General features: G+C 34.3%; 18 protein-coding genes. 8 read left to right on the forward strand and 10 right to left on the reverse strand.

Translation table 11 applies throughout. From position 1 onward, the window contains the following. Positions 1 to 87: 87 nt before the first annotated feature. The 5 genes from BWD162_RS02845 to BWD162_RS02865 form a co-directional block, all read right to left on the reverse strand. Entirely contained in the window at positions 88 to 798 is a 711-nt protein-coding gene (locus tag BWD162_RS02845) for an ABC transporter ATP-binding protein (RefSeq protein WP_078705351.1), read from the reverse strand. Continuing rightward, entirely contained in the window at positions 785 to 1567 is a 783-nt protein-coding gene (locus tag BWD162_RS02850; RefSeq protein ID WP_078705352.1) for an ABC transporter ATP-binding protein, read from the reverse strand. Before BWD162_RS02850 ends, BWD162_RS02845 begins: the two co-directional genes overlap by 14 nt. Then, on the reverse strand, positions 1564 to 2622 hold the full coding sequence (locus tag BWD162_RS02855; RefSeq protein ID WP_078705353.1) for a branched-chain amino acid ABC transporter permease: 1059 nt from the start codon (positions 2620 to 2622) through the stop codon (positions 1564 to 1566). Before BWD162_RS02855 ends, BWD162_RS02850 begins: the two co-directional genes overlap by 4 nt. Continuing rightward, the gene (locus BWD162_RS02860; protein WP_078705354.1) at positions 2622 to 3698 is read right to left on the reverse strand and encodes a branched-chain amino acid ABC transporter permease; all 1077 of its coding nucleotides are present in this window, start codon (positions 3696 to 3698) and stop codon (positions 2622 to 2624) included. Before BWD162_RS02860 ends, BWD162_RS02855 begins: the two co-directional genes overlap by 1 nt. Before the next feature lie 109 nt (positions 3699 to 3807). After that, positions 3808 to 4941, reverse strand: coding sequence for an ABC transporter substrate-binding protein (locus BWD162_RS02865; protein ID WP_078705355.1), 1134 nt, complete (start codon positions 4939 to 4941; stop codon positions 3808 to 3810). A gap of 300 nt (positions 4942 to 5241) precedes the next feature. On the opposite strand from BWD162_RS02865, the gene BWD162_RS02875 reads away from it, so the two are divergent. The 4 genes from BWD162_RS02875 (at position 5242) to BWD162_RS02890 (ending at position 8222) form a co-directional block, all read left to right on the forward strand. Beyond that, on the forward strand, positions 5242 to 5817 hold the full coding sequence (locus tag BWD162_RS02875) for a cold-shock protein (RefSeq protein WP_078705357.1): 576 nt from the start codon (positions 5242 to 5244) through the stop codon (positions 5815 to 5817). A gap of 181 nt (positions 5818 to 5998) precedes the next feature. Next, positions 5999 to 6445 carry a DUF192 domain-containing protein gene (locus tag BWD162_RS02880; RefSeq protein WP_236824127.1) on the forward strand — a complete coding sequence of 149 codons (447 nt, stop codon included), beginning with the start codon at positions 5999 to 6001 and terminating at the stop codon, positions 6443 to 6445. After that, positions 6442 to 7215 carry an alpha/beta fold hydrolase gene (locus BWD162_RS02885; RefSeq protein WP_078705359.1) on the forward strand — a complete coding sequence of 258 codons (774 nt, stop codon included), beginning with the start codon at positions 6442 to 6444 and terminating at the stop codon, positions 7213 to 7215. Before BWD162_RS02880 ends, BWD162_RS02885 begins: the two co-directional genes overlap by 4 nt. A 794-nt stretch (positions 7216 to 8009) precedes the next feature. Next, complete coding sequence (locus tag BWD162_RS02890) at positions 8010 to 8222, forward strand: DUF3126 family protein (RefSeq protein ID WP_078705360.1); 213 nt, start codon at positions 8010 to 8012, stop codon at positions 8220 to 8222. Positions 8223 to 8271: 49 nt separating this feature from the next. Here BWD162_RS02890 and radC read toward each other — a convergent pair whose 3' ends face one another. The 3 genes from radC to sfsA are packed head-to-tail and all read right to left on the reverse strand — an operon-like array spanning position 8272 to position 10623. Next, the gene (gene radC, locus BWD162_RS02895; RefSeq protein WP_078705361.1) at positions 8272 to 9066 is read right to left on the reverse strand and encodes a RadC family protein; all 795 of its coding nucleotides are present in this window, start codon (positions 9064 to 9066) and stop codon (positions 8272 to 8274) included. Positions 9067 to 9083: 17 nt separating this feature from the next. Beyond that, entirely contained in the window at positions 9084 to 9914 is an 831-nt protein-coding gene (gene map, locus BWD162_RS02900) for a type I methionyl aminopeptidase (protein ID WP_078705362.1), read from the reverse strand. Beyond that, on the reverse strand, positions 9898 to 10623 hold the full coding sequence (sfsA, locus tag BWD162_RS02905) for a DNA/RNA nuclease SfsA (RefSeq protein WP_078705363.1): 726 nt from the start codon (positions 10621 to 10623) through the stop codon (positions 9898 to 9900). Before sfsA ends, map begins: the two co-directional genes overlap by 17 nt. A 321-nt stretch (positions 10624 to 10944) precedes the next feature. Here sfsA and BWD162_RS02910 point away from each other — a divergent pair, with 321 nt between their 5' ends. From BWD162_RS02910 to ttcA, 4 genes are all read left to right on the forward strand, one after another. After that, complete coding sequence (locus BWD162_RS02910) at positions 10945 to 11784, forward strand: RNA methyltransferase (RefSeq protein WP_078705364.1); 840 nt, start codon at positions 10945 to 10947, stop codon at positions 11782 to 11784. Then, complete coding sequence (gene murI / locus BWD162_RS02915) at positions 11777 to 12589, forward strand: glutamate racemase (protein ID WP_078705365.1); 813 nt, start codon at positions 11777 to 11779, stop codon at positions 12587 to 12589. Before BWD162_RS02910 ends, murI begins: the two co-directional genes overlap by 8 nt. A 179-nt stretch (positions 12590 to 12768) precedes the next feature. Further along, on the forward strand, positions 12769 to 13386 hold the full coding sequence (gene rpsD, locus BWD162_RS02920) for a 30S ribosomal protein S4 (RefSeq protein ID WP_078705366.1): 618 nt from the start codon (positions 12769 to 12771) through the stop codon (positions 13384 to 13386). Between the two features lie 353 nt (positions 13387 to 13739). Beyond that, on the forward strand, positions 13740 to 14528 hold the full coding sequence (gene ttcA, locus BWD162_RS02925; RefSeq protein WP_078705367.1) for a tRNA 2-thiocytidine(32) synthetase TtcA: 789 nt from the start codon (positions 13740 to 13742) through the stop codon (positions 14526 to 14528). Between the two features lies 1 nt (position 14529). On the opposite strand, the gene rimO is transcribed toward ttcA, so the two are convergent. Both rimO and lexA read right to left on the reverse strand, forming a co-directional pair. After that, entirely contained in the window at positions 14530 to 15843 is a 1314-nt protein-coding gene (gene rimO, locus BWD162_RS02930; protein WP_078705368.1) for a 30S ribosomal protein S12 methylthiotransferase RimO, read from the reverse strand. A 277-nt stretch (positions 15844 to 16120) separates the two neighbouring features. Then, positions 16121 to 16834, reverse strand: coding sequence for a transcriptional repressor LexA (gene lexA / locus BWD162_RS02935; protein ID WP_078705369.1), 714 nt, complete (start codon positions 16832 to 16834; stop codon positions 16121 to 16123). Positions 16835 to 17528 lie beyond the last annotated feature (694 nt).

Below are 17528 nucleotides of genomic sequence, written 5' to 3' on the forward strand. Positions count from 1 at the left end.
TTTTTTATGAAACAATAAAAACATTCCCTCCTTAAGATACAGAGAAAGAGCCTTTTGGAATGGACTATAGTTTCGTACTATAATTTTTCAGCCACCAAGATATGCTTCTTTTACACGTGGATCAGAAAGCATAGTTTGGCTTTTACCATGAAATAAAATTTTTCCTACTTCCAAAATATAAGCATAATCGGCAACAGAAAGAGCTGCAAATGCATTTTGTTCAATAAGAAGAACAGTTTTTCCCATTTTATTAATTTTGCGGATAATCGAGAAAATTTCTTGTACAAGAAGTGGTGCTAAACCAAGAGACGGTTCATCCAATATTACCATGTCAGGATTGCTTATAAGTGCACGTCCTACGGCCAGCATTTGTTGTTCACCACCTGACATTGTACCGCCCAATTGCTTGGATCTTTCACGTAACCGCGGAAATAAGTCAAATATCCATTCAATATCATGAGCAATACCGACTTTGTCATTACGAATATAAGCACCTAGCTGGAGATTTTCTAAAACGGTCAAATGAGGCATAATACGTCGTCCTTCGGGACTTAATGCAATGCCCAATTGTAAAATTTCTTCTGGCTGTTTTTCTATAATAGATTCACCTTTATATATAATATCTCCGTAAATAGACCGGTTAAGTCCTGCAATAGAACGTACAGTACTACTTTTTCCTGCTCCATTGGCACCAATTAAAGTTACTATACTCCCTTTTTTTATGGACATAGAAATATCTTGAACAGCTTTAATAGCACCGTAATGAACATGAAGATTTTTTATTTCAAGAATGTTCATACATATCTTCCCCAAGATAAGCTTTAATAACTTTAGGATTATGACGAATTTCATCTGGTGTCCCATTGGCGATGCAACTGCCATATTCTAACACCCAAATATCTTGGCAAAGCCCCATGACAACTTTCATATCATGTTCAATAAGCAGAATTGTAAGGTCAAATTCTTTTCTTACTTTTTCTATGAATTTTCTAAGTTCTTCACTTTCTTGAGGATTCATTCCAGCAGCAGGTTCATCAAGAAGAAGTAATTTAGGTTTTGTTGCTAAAGCTCGAGCAATTTCTAAACGCCGTTGTGCACCATAAGCCAAAGTGGTTGCTGGTTGGTTGGCGAGATGAGCAAGCTGAAGTCGTTCAAGAATCTCGATCGACTCTTTGTAAAGCTTATTTTTTTCTTTAATTGCACTTGGTAATAAAAGAGCGGAAGCAAACCATGGGTATTTTTGCCGAATGTGGGCACCAACCATAACATTTTGCAATACTGTTAATCCTGAAAAAAGACGAATGTTTTGAAATGTTCGCGCAATATGGCGTTTACAGATAATATAAGGTGGGAGACCACAAATATTTTTCTTATCTAGAAAAATTTTTCCATTTATGGGTGTGTAAAAACCAGAAATTATATTAAAAACAGTGGTTTTTCCAGCACCATTCGGGCCAATTAATCCAGTAATTGTTCCCCGTTTGATAGCCATATTGATATTGTTAACAGCGATTAATCCGCCAAAACGCATTGTAACATCATTAAGTGAAAGGATCATGTCGCTCATGACTTTTTCTCACTACTAGAGAGTGTCCTCCTTGTTAAAAGGGAATAAATCCAATTCCATGAAAATTCACATTGGCCTAGTAATCCTTTTCTCCAGAATAAGATGATTATTAACAATAAAAGTGAAAAAACAACCATACGTAGTCCTGGTATTCCTGGAACATATATAAAACTTAAATTTAATGGAGATTCGATAATACGAAGTGATTCAAGCATTACTGTAATGATAATGCTACCAACAATACTTCCTGTAATAGAACCAAGACCACCAGCAACAACAATCATTAAAATATTAAAGGTTAGAAGAAAGTTGAACATTTTAGGATCGATGGTTGAAATGAGAGCAGCTGTTAATGCACCTCCAATACCAGCAAAAAATGCACCAACAGTGAAAGAGAAATTACGGTAGAAAAAGGTGTTAATACCCATTGTTTTTGAGGCAATTTCATCGTCACGAATAGCGCGTAATATATTACCAATATTACTTTGTAATAAAAGAGTTATAAAAATAATTGTAAATGCTAACCAACCATAATTCCACCACAATGTAGCATTTTGAGGTATTCCCTTAATTCCCAGTGAGCCATTTGTTAAAGGTGTAGCATTGGTAATAATAACACGAATGATTTCTGCAAAGCCTAATGTTGCAATCCCAAGATAGTCACCACCAAGGCGTAATATAGGCAAAGCGACCAATAAGCCTACAACTGCAGCACATAAACCACTTGTAACGACAGCAATGAAAAAAGGTAATTGCAAGTTTTGTAATGGTTCAGCTATCGGTTCTAAAATCCACATCATTTCTTTTTGTTCAGGAGAGAGAAGTAGGATTGCACATACATAGGCACCAATAGCCATAAAACCAGCATGTCCAAGAGAGAACATACCTGTAAATCCGTAAGTCAAATTAAGCGAGATTGCCAATATGGCGTTTATAGCAATAAGATTGATAATACGCAGTGTATAGTCATTAAAATGAGTATCGGCATAAAATAAAAAACCGATAAAAACTACAATACTAGTAAATGATAGGAAAAACATAGTTAATTTTGCCATTAGATTTTCTCTTGACTTTTTTTGCCCATTAAACCAGTTGGCATTACCAGTAGAATAACAATTAATAAAATAAAGGCGAAGGCGTCTCGATATCCAGATAAAGCTGGAAAAAAGGCGATAATCATAATTTCAAGAAAACCTAATAACAACCCTCCGAGCATTGCTCCTAGAATTGAGCCAATACCTCCAATAACGGTAGCAATAAATGCTTTTAATCCAGGAAGTATACCCATATATGGTTGAATTTGAGGATAACGTAAAGCCCACATGATTCCTGCTACAGCACCTAACGCTGAACCTATAGCAAATGTAAATGCGATAATTTTATTAACAGAAACACCCATGAAACGAGCAGTCTCAATATCGTGCGAAATTGCACGCATAGCAAGACCCGGTTTTGTTTTATGAATAATCCATAGCAAAAGAATAACGAGAATAAAGGAAACAACAGGAACAATGAAGGACATGGGGCTAATTCGAATAATTGCATCTGATCCTTGTCCTAAATGCCATTGGATTGGTGTGACAAGAAAATCTGGTTGTTTCACACCCTTGGGAACACCGCTAAAAAGTACAGTTGCGAGATTTTCAATAAAAAAAGAAATACCAATTGCACTGATGAGCACCGAAATTCGTGGTGCATTACGCAGAGGCTTATAGGCACATTGATCAACAGCAATACCTAATGCACTTGTAATAAAAATTGAAAAACAAATAGCTAAAATCCAAATTGGTGTAAAATTTTGTGGAGCAATTTTTAAATAATAAATAAGCCCTGAAATAAGGATAAAAAGAATTGCAATCCAATAAATTTTAGGTCGTTTTTTAAACCCTATAAATACTGAATAATAAATGAGAAGAGCTAATAATATAAGTAGAATAGCAACCCACGCAGGCATAAAGCTAATTGTAGAAAAGAAAACAAAATATGCACCTAACATAAAAATATCGCCGTGAGCAAAATTAATTAATCTCAGGATACCATAAACCATGGTATAACCAATCGCGATAAGCCCGTAAAGCGATCCCAATGCTAGCGCATTAAAAAAATGCTGAATGAACATTTCAATATTCATCTTTTGTCTTTCTGCATTTGTTAGCTCATATAGGGTAAAACATAAGATTTCTCAATAACCTAGTTGAAAGAATGATTTTCAATCTTAAAAAATCAATATTCTAAAATTATTAGATGGCAGGCTTTATTTCGTTTAAATAGATACGTTTTCCGCTTTTTATTTCAATAACACCGATAGGGATTTGAGGATTGTGATTTTCATCCATAGACATATTACCAAAAGGTGTTTGTAAATCTTTCAATTTACTTAATTCTATAGTGATTGCTTCGCGATCAGCGCTTGCAGCATTTTCAATAGCTTTCATAAACATTATGTAAGCTGTGTATCCTAAAACTGAATTGATATTTGGCTCTTTATGAGGGTAAGCTGTATTCCATTCATTTGTAAATTCTTGTGCAGCTTTTGACATATTTGGCATGTTTTTATCGTAAGGAAGTGTTGTATGTAAAAAATTTTCTGCAGCTTGTCCTGCAATTGCAATAGTTTCTGGGTTGTCCATAGCATCACCCCCCATAATGCGAAATTGTGCACCTAATTCACGTGCTTGTTTCATAATAATGGAACCTTCAGAAAAATAGGATGGGATAAATAAAACGTCAGGTTTTTGTGCTATAATTTTTGTGAGAGCAGCTGAAAAATCTTGATCTCCAGAGTTGTAGTTTAAATTTAAAATAACTTCACCACCTAATTTTTTGAATGAACGATTAAAATAATTTGCAAGCCCAATTGCGTAATCGCTTGATATATCTTTTAATATAGCTGCTTTTTTTGCTTGTAAATTCTGAATTGCATAAGTTGCAGCACCTGCACCTTGATAAGGATCAATGAAGCATGCGCGAAAAGAGTATTTTTTACCATGCGTAATAAGTGGATTTGTTGCTGAAGTCACGATAACAGGAGTTTTTGCTTTTTCAGACACTTCTCCACCAGCTAATGCTAATGAAGAGCCATAAGTTCCAATAATACCGTTAACGTTGTCATTTGCAGTTAAACGCATAACAGCATTAGCTGCTTCTACTTTATCGGATTTATTATCAATAATAATAAGCTCAACTTTACGTCCCAGTATCTCGGGTATTTTTTTGTGTGCTAACTGTATACCTTCCAGTTCAAGTTGACCTCCAAATGCATTTTGTCCTGTTAATGGAAGGTAAACACCAATTTTAATAGGAGCATTAGCATAAGCATTTGCTATGAGCATCATCATTGTAGCTATTATAGTAAAGAATTTCTTCAATTGCATTGTGTGCTCCCCTTATTTGTAATTATAACTTTACACTTTATCTTGAACTTTATTATCATGCAAGTTACACATTAATAAAAATTAATCATATATGAAGGTTCTTTATTAACTGTGTGAAATATACGATGAAACGTTTCAGAGAAGTATTTATATTGTGGATTAATTTGCCAAGTTTTAGGTGTTACTACAATGTAGGGGAAATCTTATCTTTGGGCTTGCTTGTTGATACAATAGCAATGTTTACTAAACATGATAAGAATCAATTTGTAGAATTTAAACCTACAGGAATCATGTTTGATTATGACGAATAAGGATACCTTAAAAAATTATTCCCTATCTGAAGATAATTTCGATGTTTGTGGTGAAATTACTGAAATTAGTGGTGTCATTAAATGGTTTGATGGCAGTAAGGGGTATGGGTTTATAGTGCCTGATTTGTGTGGGCTTCCTGATATATTATTACATGTTACTGTGATGCGACGAGATGGGTTTCAAACAGCTTTGGAAGGTGCTAAAATTATTTGCGTTGTAAAAAAAACTGAGCGGGGATTAAAATGTGTCCAGGTCAAATCTATTGATTTATCATCTGCTGTTCATCCATCAGAAATTCCGGTACGTACACATATTGTAGTTACACCTGAAAGTGGGTTAGAGCGTGCAGTTGTTAAGTGGTTTAATCGTGATAAAGGTTTTGGTTTTCTTAGCCGAGGGCAAGGAACAGAAGATATTTTTATTCATATAGAAACATTGCGCCGTTTTGGTTTAGCAGAACTTCGTTCTGGTCAAATTGTTATTGTGCGTTTTGGTAAAGGGGAAAAAGGCCTGATGACAGCAGAAATTTACCCTGATGTAGCGCTTCCATTTGCTACGCATTAAATTTCAATATTATAGTTTATTTTATTTTTTGTTTAAGATTTTAATGTTTTTTATCTTCTGATAAAGATGAAATTAATCATTAATAAGGAGTAAGATATTTGAAGTTTTCTAAAAGAAAACAAATCATTCAATTGATTTTTTTTGTATGGGGGTGTTTTTTTGTGTAGGTATAAAAGTAACTATGGCAAAAAAGCCTATAAAGATTCCAGTTGATCCAACCCCCTTAGTAATTAATACAAAACAAGGCGCACTTTCTTATAATGTTGAAATTGCTTTTTCACAAGCTCAGTCAGATGCTGGCTTGATGTATCGCACTCATTTTCCTCGAAATCACGCAATGTTATTTAAAAATTCGTTAAATAATACATCTGAGAATACACAGGAAATGTTTATGTGGATGGCAAATACTCCTTTACCCTTGGATATGATTTTTTTAAACTCTGAGGGAATTATTGTTTCAATTGTTGAAAATACCCTTATATTTTCGGAAGATATTATTTCGTCAAAGGTGCCGGCAGCTTTCGCTATTGAACTCAATGCTGGTGAAGTTGCAGATAAAAACATACAAAAAGGGCAGCGTGTTATTCATCCTGCTATTTGTGGGAAATGTAAAGGTAATAGAGAATGACGGTAAAAGATGTTTATTTTTTTGAACACGATGGTTTACGATTTGCTTATCGCGAAGAAGGTCAAGGTGTTCCTATTTTATTGATTCATGGTTTTGGATCTTCTGCACGGATTAATTGGTATGCAACAGGGTGGTTTCGTAGCCTTGTTGAAGCAGGTTATCGGGTTATAGCTCTCGATAATCGTGGACATGGTGATTCAGTTAAAAGTTATGATCCTTTATTTTACACTCCTCAAGCTATGGCTGGCGATGCGGTTAAATTGCTTCAACATCTAGGATTATCCAAAGCTCATGTTATGGGGTATTCTATGGGCGCTCGGATCAGTGCATTCATGGCGCTTTTGTATCCAACATATGTTCATAGTGTTATTTTTGGAGGTTTAGGGATTGGTATGGTAACAGGGGGAGGTGACTGGAAATCTGTTGCAGAAGCTCTTTTAGCGGAGGATGTTTCAACTATTACTAATGCGCGTGGTTTGATGTTCCGTAAGTTTGTAGATCAAACTAGAAGTGATAGACGCGCTCTTGCTAGTTGTATCATGACATCCGCACAAAAATTAACAGAGTCTGATGTTCATAAAATCAAACAACCTGCACTTGTTGCTGTTGGCTCGTTAGATGATATCAGTGGTGAGGCAGAACCATTAGTAGCTTTGTTATCGCATGGTGAAGCGTTAGAAATTCCAGGACGAGATCATATGCTTGCTGTTGGGGATCAGGTCTATAAAAAGGGTGTTATCGATTTTCTTTCTCGTTATCCAATTACATAAAATTCGTTTATATTTATAGAAAACTGAAATAAAATTTAATGTTTTATTATTTTTAAAGTATAAAAAGCTTATTCAGAATTTCTGTTTTATTGTGCAGCTTATATTTAGAAGCAGAAAGATATTGGTAAAAGCTTACATTAACCAATTATATTATAATTTAATTTTTTAAAAATATTGAAATAAATGGAATAATTTTTATATCGTAGGTTTTATAGACAAACTGTAACTGTTATAAATTTAAAACAGCTTATAGCAGAGTGAAAATCTTTTTCACAATAGATTAATTAAACTTATTTTCTTTTTGAGTTCAAGGTTATCATTTATAGCAATAACAACAAAAGAATAAATTTATTTTCAAGGATATTTTCTTTTGGTGTTTATTTAAATAATAACTATTGGAACAAGATTATTGTAGCTCATGCAAAAGGTTTTATGGTAAGTAAAGCATTGTTTGTAAAAAATAATGTTTATGTGACTTTACTTGAAGTGAAGTAAATAAGCATTATGGCGATTAATACTTAAAGTGCGCCAAATATCTTTGTAGAATAAGGTGCTAAAATTAAAAAAAATAAAAAAAGATTGTTGTTTATTTTTTATTTTAAAATTTAATAATTGATTATAGGCTTTTTATTGAAAGTTATTCAATAAAGTTTGTGAGAATGATCTTGTTTAAAACATAAGTAACAGGATTAAAGATTGAGAATAAAAAATTTTTATCATCTTTGCAGAATCATAGGAGTATTTTATCTGCAAAAAAGAAATTAATTGATAATCTTAAAATGTAGGAGAGTGCGGTGAATGCTGATGAAATAAGAAAACTTGATAGTTATTTTAAAAAGACATTCCAAAATTCAGCATTGCAGGTAAAAGCACGGCCGAGAAAAGATGATTCTTGTGAAGTTTATATAGGGGATGAATTTTTAGGTATTATTTACCGGGACGAAGATGAAGATGAATTATCCTATAACTTCTCAATGGCTATATTAGATATTGATCTAGGAAAGTGACGCAATTAATTGTAATTGGAACACGATTTTCTTATGCATTCAATTGGTTTTATATAAGTTTTAGTGCTTTAAAGCTTGTGTAATCGTTACGCGCGATAATGAGATGATCATGAAGAATAATTCCTAGTGCATTGGCAATGTCTTTTAATCTATACGTCATTGATATGTCTGCATCAGAAGGTGTAGCATCGCCGGAAGGGTGGTTGTGAACTAAGATAAGCCCTGATGCAGATAATTCTAAAGCTCGAGAAACAACTTCACGAGGATAGACAGGAGTATGATCGATAGTGCCAGTTTGTTGCACTTCATCAGAAAGTAGGCCGTTTTTCTTATCAAGAAATAGAACACGAAATTGTTCCCGTGTTTCATGCGCCATAACGGCTTTGCAATAAGCTAATACTTTATCCCACGAGGAAAAAATATCACGTTTAGATAATTGTGCACGAGCAAGGCGTCCTGCGATACCTGAGATAATTTTTAGGTCTATTGCAGTAGCTGGACCACAACCAGGAACTTCTTGGAGTCGATTGATATCAGCATTCAACACATCAGTTAACGAGCCGAAACGTTCTATTAAATTTTTGGCTATTATTTTTGTGTTTATTCGAGGAAGAGTACGAAAAAGTAATAGTTCAAGATATTCATAATCCTCAATTGCATTACCTTTCGTCTTTAAGTAGCGTTTACGCAGGCGTTCACGATGCCCTTCATAATGTTTAGTTATTTTTGAATTTGTTTTAAGCTTTTTATTTTTTGTTTGTGGTATCAAATTAAGCGGAGCACGTGATGTTAGCTCAAAGGAATTACTTTGCATGTCTCCATTTTTACTTGATTTTTTAGCCATAATATTACTACATTTATTTAAGCGTATGAATTTGGAACATAAAAAATATCTTTAGGAGATTCAGTAAATATTTCGCATCCTTGACTTGTTACGCCAATTGTATGTTCATACTGTGCAGTAAGTGAACGATCGCGTGTTACAGCAGTCCAACCATCAGATAAAATCTTAATTTGTGGCTTACCAAGGTTAATCATAGGTTCAATTGTAAATATCATGCCTTGTTTTAGTTCTTCACCTTCCCCTGGGGTTCCATAATGTAAAATATTTGGTGCATCATGGAAAAGTTGACCAATTCCATGACCACAAAAATCTTTTACAATTGAGCATCTTTCAGATTCTGCGTAACGCTGAATGGCTGCACCAATATCACCTGTAGTTGCACCAGGTTTAACTGCTGCGATTCCCCTCATAAGGCTTTCATGAGTTATTTTCAGTAAGCGCTCTGCAGCACGCTTGATTTTTCCAACAGGAAACATGCGACTTGAATCTCCATGCCAACCATTGAGAATGAATGTTACATCAATATTAACAATATCACCTTCTTGCAAAGGCCTTTTATTGGGTATGCCATGACAAACAACGTGATTGATAGATGTACAGCATGAGTGGCTGTATCCATGGTAATTTAAGTCAGCAGGTAAAGCACCACGTTCAGCTCCATAAATAAAGACGAAATCATCAATTTCTTGTGTAGTGATACCAGGTTTAATGATGTCTGTGAGTGCATCAAGGCATTCTGCTGCAATGCGACCAACTTTGCGCATTTCAGAAAAAGCATAGTCGTCAAAAATACGAATTTGTCCATTAAATTTTAAGGGTACTTTATTATATTCAATATAATGGGTCATTTTTTTTGCTATTTTCTATTTTTACTTGGTGAATCGGAAAAATACCTTTTATACTTACGTGACATTTTATCGCATAAAATTCTACCCCTGATTTTAAAGCTAAATCGAATTTACACCCATAAATAGGATCAAGATCACGACAAATTGTAAAAGCTGAACAATCTTCTCGTTGAATGATGTAAAGCATAACAGCTCGCTTTCCTTGTTGCACAATTTTTATGAGCTCATCAAGATGGCGTGCACCACGTTTTGTTATGGTATCGGGAAATTCTGCTAATCCCTTTTGACGTATGAAATGAACGTTTTTTACTTCCAGATAACATTCTGGAAGGGTGTCATCGTGTAGAAGAAAATCAATACGTGAATGTGTACCGTAGCGTTGTTCACTTAAGATAGTTTTATATCTGCTTAATTCAGGTAATAAGCCATTTTGAATTGCTTCTAATGCAAGTTTGTTAGGCAAAGTTGTATTAATGCCAACCAAAGTATTATCTGCTTCGACAATTTCTAATCGATATGGATATTTTCGCTTAGGGTTATTACTGTATGAAAGCCAAACATTAGAGTTGGGAGTTGTTAATCCAAGCATCGAACCAGTATTAGGAACTGAAACGGTAAAGATATGCCCATCATTCTTTCTCACATCAGCAAGAAAGCGTTTATAACGGCGGATCAGTTTTGCAGGATAGAGCTCAGGAATAAAGAACATCTCCCTTTATTAAAGGGCATGATCTTATAATTCAACTCAAGACTTATATTCAGATGAGTTGAAGCACATCAGATATGGTTACATTGGCATAAAAAATAACAGTTGTAACAATCAATAGCATTGCTATGAGTGCAAGAGTCATTTTTCTTTCAGAATTCATATTTAATCCTTTTTTAGATAAATCAATGAATTTCTATTGAGAAGATAAAATTGACTACAATTTGTTACTAAAAAGGTTATTTCATGGAGTATTGATTTGAGAGGTTGAGTTGCAGAAAAAATTAGCTATAGAGATATGATTTACGAAGATCGGTGAAATGAATGGCTGGGACAAATAGGAATTGTCAAAATATAATGAATGGTCCAATTATTGTCTTAGTTGAGCCGCAATTGCCAGAAAATATTGGTATGGTGGCAAGAGCAATGGCAAATTTTGGACTATTTAATCTTCGGCTGGTTAAACCGCGAGAAGTATTTCCAAATGAAAAAGCTAGAGCTGCAGCCAGTAAAGCAGATCATATTATTGATAATGCGTTAGTTTTTAATACATTGTATGATGCAATCGCAGATTTAAATTATGTTTTGGGCACAACAGCACGTAAAAGATGTGGCTTTAAGACTGTTAGAAGTGCTGTAGAAGCAGCAAGTATTTTACGTTATCATGAAAGTGTTGGGCATAAAATAGGTATTTTATTTGGCAGAGAAAGGTGGGGACTTAAAAATGACGAAATTAGCTTTGCTGATGAAATCGTTACTTTTCCGGTTAATCCTGCTTTTGCCTCATTAAATATTGCACAGGCAGTTCTGTTGATGTCTTATGAATGGATGAAATCCGGTTTAGATGATTTAAATGATACAGCTTTTCGTGTAGCAGAAATGAAACCCGCAGATAAAGCCACGCTGCACGGTTTTTTATCGCAATTAGAAAATGCTTTGGATTCTCGTGGGTATTTTAGACCGCAAGAACGCAAAGAGGTGATGGTCCTCAATATACGCTCTGTTTTTACACGTGCTAATTTGAGCGAATCTGAAATTCGACTGCTACGAGGAGTTATATCTTCATTGGATTATTTTTCACCTCAATTTCCACGGGGTAGTGGTGCGCCTGTGGGACGTAATCGCAAAAAGAAAATCATAACAGGTGTAAACACCAATGAGTGAGCGGCCACTTCTTTTTTTTGATAGCGGTATTGGTGGGTTAACAGTGGTGAAGGAAGTGCGTGCTCTTATTTCTGAATTCCAGTTTATTTATGTTGCTGATGATGCGGGGTTTCCTTATGGTGTTTGGAGTGAAGATGCTTTGAAACAGCGCATTTTAAAGATTTTTACAAATCTGTTAAAACTTTATAATCCTGCTTTATGTGTTATTGCTTGCAATACAGCTTCTACATTGATGATAACAGATTTACGGCGAAAATTTCCTAATATTCCTTTTGTTGGGACTGTACCTGCGATTAAATTAGCAGCTAAAAAGACAAATTCAGGTCTTATTTCAGTGTTAGCAACTCCTGGAACGATTCAACGTGCGTATACACATAAATTAATAGATTCTTTTGCTAATCAGTGCCATGTTCAGCTTGTAGGGAGTACAAAGCTTGCAAGGTTTGCTGAAAATTATTTACGTGGGAGTCCTGTCGATGACGAAGAATTACGTCATGAAATCTTACCATGCTTTGTTGAGAAAGATAATAAATATACAGATGTTATTGTCTTGGCTTGCACACACTATCCTTTTTTAATTAATTTATTTCACAAGCAAGCTTTATGGCCGGTAAGTTGGATTGATCCAGCAAAGGCTATAGCCAGGCGCACCAGATCGTTATTATTAGAGGAAATACGAAATAAAAATATAAAGAAACATGAAGATTGTGCTTTATTTATATCGCAAAATATAGAAATTGCAACTGAGCATTTATTACAAAAGTTTAGTTTTAATATAGTAAAGGGAGTTGACTTTAAAGTATAATTGAATAAAGTTATTTGAACTTTTTCTTTTAAGAAAATAATATTAATTGACGTGTCCCGTGGATAGCTTTCAAAATTTGTGTGTAAGATATCCTGTCAGTCTTCATTTTAGAAGGCAGAGGAGGGTGCGTTTCCTTGAGGTCTATATTTTGATCTTATTTTTTATGTGAAGGAAATGCGATGAGTAAGCGCGAATCAACAAAATATAAAATTGACCGCCGTATAGGGGAAAATATCTGGGGGCGTCCCAAGTCTCCTGTAAATCGCCGTGAATATGGTCCTGGTCAACATGGGCAGCGCCGTAAAGGAAAGCTTTCTGATTATGGTGTCCAATTGCGTGCTAAACAAAAATTAAAAGGATTTTACGGTGATATTTCAGAAAAACAATTTCGTAAAATTTATGAAGAAGCTGTTCGTCGTCGTGGTGATACAAGTGAAAATCTTATCGGCCTTTTAGAATCACGTTTGGATGCTATCGTCTATCGTGCAAAATTTGTACCTACTATTTTTGCTTCTCGTCAATTTATCAATCATGGTCACATCAATGTAAATGGTCGGCGTACGAATATTCAGTCATACCGCTGTAAACCAGGCGATGTTATTGAAGTTCGTGAAAAATCAAAGCAACTTGTTTTGGTCTTAGAATCTATACAGTTAGCTGAGCGTGATGTACCTGAATATATTGAAGCAGATCATAGCAAAATGAAAGCGACCTTTATTCGTATTCCTGCTTTTTCAGATGTTCCTTATGCTGTTCATATGGAACCTAATTTAGTTGTTGAATTTTATTCACGCTAAATTGAGTGTAAAAAATTATCATTTCCTAATTTGGTTGTATATTTTTAAAATTGGCGTCATTTTGTATCTATTGAAATTGATAACATTTTTAGAATCTGTTGGCATTATCAGTTTTTTGCTGCCATAAAGTCCGTGCATTTTATTTTTTTGACTGTTAATATGCAGTCTACAGACGAGATTTAACATAATTTAAATCTTATTATGTGTTACTATTTGTATCATGATTGTAAAATAAACCATTGTATTATACACAGGGTATAGTACTATAAATCAATCTTTTTAGTAATATCGGACAATAGAAAAATGTTGGTATAGGTGGTCTTTTGGAGGAGAATTTTGATGATTGCCATCCAATGTTTCGAGTTGCCCCTTCAACTGTAGAATTTAATAAATTACGTAAACGACTTTTACGCTATATACGGCAAGCGTTTGATGATTTCTCTATGTTGTCTTCAGGGAAAAAATGGCTTGTTGCTTTATCTGGTGGGAAAGATTCTTATGGTTTGTTGGCTCTTCTCTTAGATTTAAAATGGCGTGGTTTTTTACAAATTGAAATTTTAGCTTGTAATCTTGACCAAGGTCAACCAGGCTTTCCAAAGCATATTCTTCCTGATTTCTTGAATAATTATCAAATTCCTTATCGCATTGAATATCAGGATACTTATTCAGTTGTTACAGATAAATTAACACCAACACAAACATATTGTTCGCTTTGTTCCAGGTTGCGGCGCGGGCATTTGTATCGTATTGCCCGTGAGGAGAAGTGTTCTGCATTAGTACTTGGACATCATCGTGATGATGTTTTAGAAACATTTTTTATGAATTTATTTCATGGTGGTCGCTTAGCGGCTATGCCTGGAAAACTTATAAACGATGAAGGAGATCTTTTTGTTTTGCGTCCTCTTGTTTATGCAGCTGAAGAAGATATGAAGAAATTTTCTCAAGCAATGCAATTTCCTATTATTCCTTGTAATCTTTGTGGTAGTCAAAGTGGTTTACAACGCAATGCAATAAAAGAAATGCTAAACGATATCGAAAAAAGAATGCCAGGGCGTAAAGATACTATGATTCGTGCTTTGACAAATGTACGCCCAAGTCATTTACTTGATAAAAAACTTTTTTCCTTTAATGCTTTACTATAATTTAAACTGCAACACCATAAAGATCGTAGGCATCGGATTGTTCGATTTTAACGGTAACAAATTCACCGGTACGAAGTGGTCGCCGTGATGATACATGAACAACGCCATCTATCTCTGGAGCATCATATTTACTGCGGCCTTTAGCCACTTTACCTTGACTTTCATCAATGATGATTTGAAGTCTTTTTCCAATCTTTTTCTTTAAGAGACGAGTAGAAATTTGTTGTTGTTTTGCCATAAAGCGATGCCAACGGCTTTCTTTCACTTCTTCCGTAATGCTTTCTAATTCAAGATCATTTGCAGCAGCGCCTTTTACTGCTTCATATTTAAAGCAACCAGCACGTTCAATTTTTGTTTCTTCTAACCATTCGAGAAGCATCTCAAAATCTTCATTAGTTTCTCCTGGAAAACCAACAATGAATGTTGATCGCAAAGTGAGATCTGGACAAATTTTTCGCCACTTTTCAATTCTACGATTCGTTTTTTCCATATGAGCTGGGCGTTTCATATTGCGTAAAACAGTTGGTGATGCATGCTGAAAAGGGATATCTAAATAAGGGAGAATTTTTCCTGCAGCCATAAGTTCAATAACTTCATCAACATGGGGGTAAGGATAAACATAGTGCATTCGCACCCAAACACCTATATCTCCTAGTTCACGACAAAGATCCAAAAATTTAGCTTTTATTGTTCGGTCTTTCCAGGAACTTTCAGCATATTTAATATCAATACCATAAGCACTAGTATCTTGTGAAATAATCAAAAGTTCTTTTACACCTGCTTGTACAAGCTTCTCTGCTTCACGGAGAATATCACTTATGGGGCGCGAGACCAAATTACCACGCAGGGCAGGGATAATACAAAAACTACATCTATTAGAGCATCCTTCAGAAATTTTTAAATAAGCATAGTGGCGAGGTGTAAGACGGATACCTTGCGGCGGAACTAAATCAATAAAGGGGTCGTGTATTGGAGGAACGATTGTATGAACTGCTTGTATGACGTTTTCATATGCTTGTGGTCCAGTAATAGCTAATACACTAGGATGTGCTTGACGAATGACATCAGGTTCAGTGCCAAGGCATCCAGTTACAATAACTTTTCCGTTTTCTTTGATAGCTTTTTCAATATTAGCTAGTGATTCAGCTCGTGCAGAATCAAGAAAGCCACAAGTATTAACAATAACAAGATCGGCTCCTTGGTGTTTATGTGAGATTTCGTACCCCTCAGAACGAAGACTTGTAATAATACGCTCAGAATCTACAAGTGCTTTTGGGCAACCGAGAGAAACAAAACTAATACGAGGTACTGCCATAATTAATCCTTGTAATTCTTTAATAAAAATTTAGCTTATCTATTATTCTTACTTTTAGGAAAAATGTTCGTATGCCCTTTAAGCTTTAAATGTATTTGATACATTTTGAGACAAAATTATGTAAACTTATTTATAATATTTCACGAACATACAGAATATAAAAGACAAAGATGCTAATAAGTGGCATTATCGATTAACCATCATAGAAACGGTTTCATATGTATGAACATTCCATAAACGTACACAGCTTTTTATATATTTTCAGTTATTTTGTCTTTTAATAATGGCGAATAAGCCCAACAAGTTTGCCTTGTATGTGGACACGTTCAGGCCTATATATACGCGTTTCATAATGAGGATTTGCGGCTTCTAATGCAATCGAAACCCCTTTACGTCGGTAACGTTTTAAAGTTGCTTCTTGTTTATCAATTAATGCAACAATAATTTCACCTTGTGTTGCTGTACTTTGACGTTTAACAATTATAGTATCTCTATCAATAATACCTGCTTCAACCATAGAATCACCTTTAACTTCTAAAGCATAATACTCACCTAAACCAATCATATCAGGTGGAAGAGAAAGTGTATTTGTTTGTTGCTGTATTGCCGAAATGGGTACACCAGCAGCGATACGGCCCATAATAGGGATAGTAATATTTTCTTTGTTTTTTGTGTCAGAATTATCAAGATTATCAAAGTCTTGAAATGTTTTTCTTTTGTTTTTTTCTACTATACTTGGAAAAATTTTACGTGCAGAAGAAAGATCAAATGTTATTTTATCAGGAAGCCGGATAACTTCCACTGCACGAGCACGATTTGGTAAACGACGTATAAAACCACGCTCCTCTAAGGCTGTAATCAGCCTATGAATGCTCGATTTTGAAGCAAGCTCTAATGCATTTCTCATCTCATCAAAGGAGGGGGGAACACCAGTTTCTTTCATATGATTGTGAATGAATAAAAGTAGCTCATATTGTTTACATGTCAGCATTCAACATTCCAATCAAAAAATCGAAAAAGAAAAAATAGAAGACAAAGTATAAGTATTTCATGATTATTCTACAATTTTTTATAAAATAACGCAAAACTCTTTACTTTATTTTTGATTCTAGAAATTTAACTCTAGAGAAAGAATGCAGATTCAGTTGTTTTTTTATTTGATAATATTCTATATATCATTGTCGAATTGATATTTTATAGCTATATGTGGAATATCGTGTTTTTAGTAAGATGTAATGATCATTGACGAATAGAAAATTGCTTAAAATTTTAAATAAAGCTAATTTATATTAGCTATATTTCTTTCAGATACAATTATAACTTTTAATGTTCTTTTTTATGGGTATCAATCAAAACTTTCTCAAGTTAGATAATAACTTTCATATGGTTTTATAGTTAGTTTTTGAAAAGGATTATCTATACCTTAAAAATAGCCTCAAATATTTTACTTTTACTAACTTCTATTAGTAATATGTCAATTAAAGAATAATCTTTCAATTAAGTGTAAATAGTTACGAATTTCATAGTTGGAATCGCTTTATACAAATTATTAATTCATAAAATTTAGCTGCTGTTATGAACGGTTCAGTCACACTAAAATTGTGCAAAAAAAAGCAAAAAGTTCTTGAAGATCTGAATCATTAATATTCTATTATTCAGTTGAATAACACCATTTGCTGAAAAAC

The sequence above is a fragment of the Bartonella sp. WD16.2 genome (genome assembly GCF_002022505.1).
Classification (GTDB): domain Bacteria; phylum Pseudomonadota; class Alphaproteobacteria; order Rhizobiales; family Rhizobiaceae; genus Bartonella.

Bases quoted from the DNA above. Each gene is read 5' to 3' on its own strand.
- map (WP_078705362.1), bottom strand. From the start codon at position 9,914: ATGACCCATTATATTGAATATAATAAAGTACCCTTAAAATTTAATGGA.
- lexA (WP_078705369.1), bottom strand. From the start codon at position 16,834: ATGCTGACATGTAAACAATATGAGCTACTTTTATTCATTCACAATCAT.
- murI (WP_078705365.1), top strand. From the start codon at position 11,777: ATGAGTGAGCGGCCACTTCTTTTTTTTGATAGCGGTATTGGTGGGTTA.
- rpsD (WP_078705366.1), top strand. From the start codon at position 12,769: ATGAGTAAGCGCGAATCAACAAAATATAAAATTGACCGCCGTATAGGG.
- sfsA (WP_078705363.1), bottom strand. From the start codon at position 10,623: ATGTTCTTTATTCCTGAGCTCTATCCTGCAAAACTGATCCGCCGTTAT.
- BWD162_RS02885 (WP_078705359.1), top strand. From the start codon at position 6,442: ATGACGGTAAAAGATGTTTATTTTTTTGAACACGATGGTTTACGATTT.
- BWD162_RS02880 (WP_236824127.1), top strand. From the start codon at position 5,999: ATGGCAAAAAAGCCTATAAAGATTCCAGTTGATCCAACCCCCTTAGTA.
- BWD162_RS02855 (WP_078705353.1), bottom strand. From the start codon at position 2,622: ATGGCAAAATTAACTATGTTTTTCCTATCATTTACTAGTATTGTAGTT.
- BWD162_RS02850 (WP_078705352.1), bottom strand. From the start codon at position 1,567: ATGAGCGACATGATCCTTTCACTTAATGATGTTACAATGCGTTTTGGC.
- ttcA (WP_078705367.1), top strand. From the start codon at position 13,740: ATGTTTCGAGTTGCCCCTTCAACTGTAGAATTTAATAAATTACGTAAA.
- BWD162_RS02910 (WP_078705364.1), top strand. From the start codon at position 10,945: ATGGCTGGGACAAATAGGAATTGTCAAAATATAATGAATGGTCCAATT.
- BWD162_RS02845 (WP_078705351.1), bottom strand. From the start codon at position 798: ATGAACATTCTTGAAATAAAAAATCTTCATGTTCATTACGGTGCTATT.
- radC (WP_078705361.1), bottom strand. From the start codon at position 9,066: ATGGCTAAAAAATCAAGTAAAAATGGAGACATGCAAAGTAATTCCTTT.
- BWD162_RS02875 (WP_078705357.1), top strand. From the start codon at position 5,242: ATGACGAATAAGGATACCTTAAAAAATTATTCCCTATCTGAAGATAAT.
- BWD162_RS02860 (WP_078705354.1), bottom strand. From the start codon at position 3,698: ATGAATATTGAAATGTTCATTCAGCATTTTTTTAATGCGCTAGCATTG.
- rimO (WP_078705368.1), bottom strand. From the start codon at position 15,843: ATGGCAGTACCTCGTATTAGTTTTGTTTCTCTCGGTTGCCCAAAAGCA.
- BWD162_RS02865 (WP_078705355.1), bottom strand. From the start codon at position 4,941: ATGCAATTGAAGAAATTCTTTACTATAATAGCTACAATGATGATGCTC.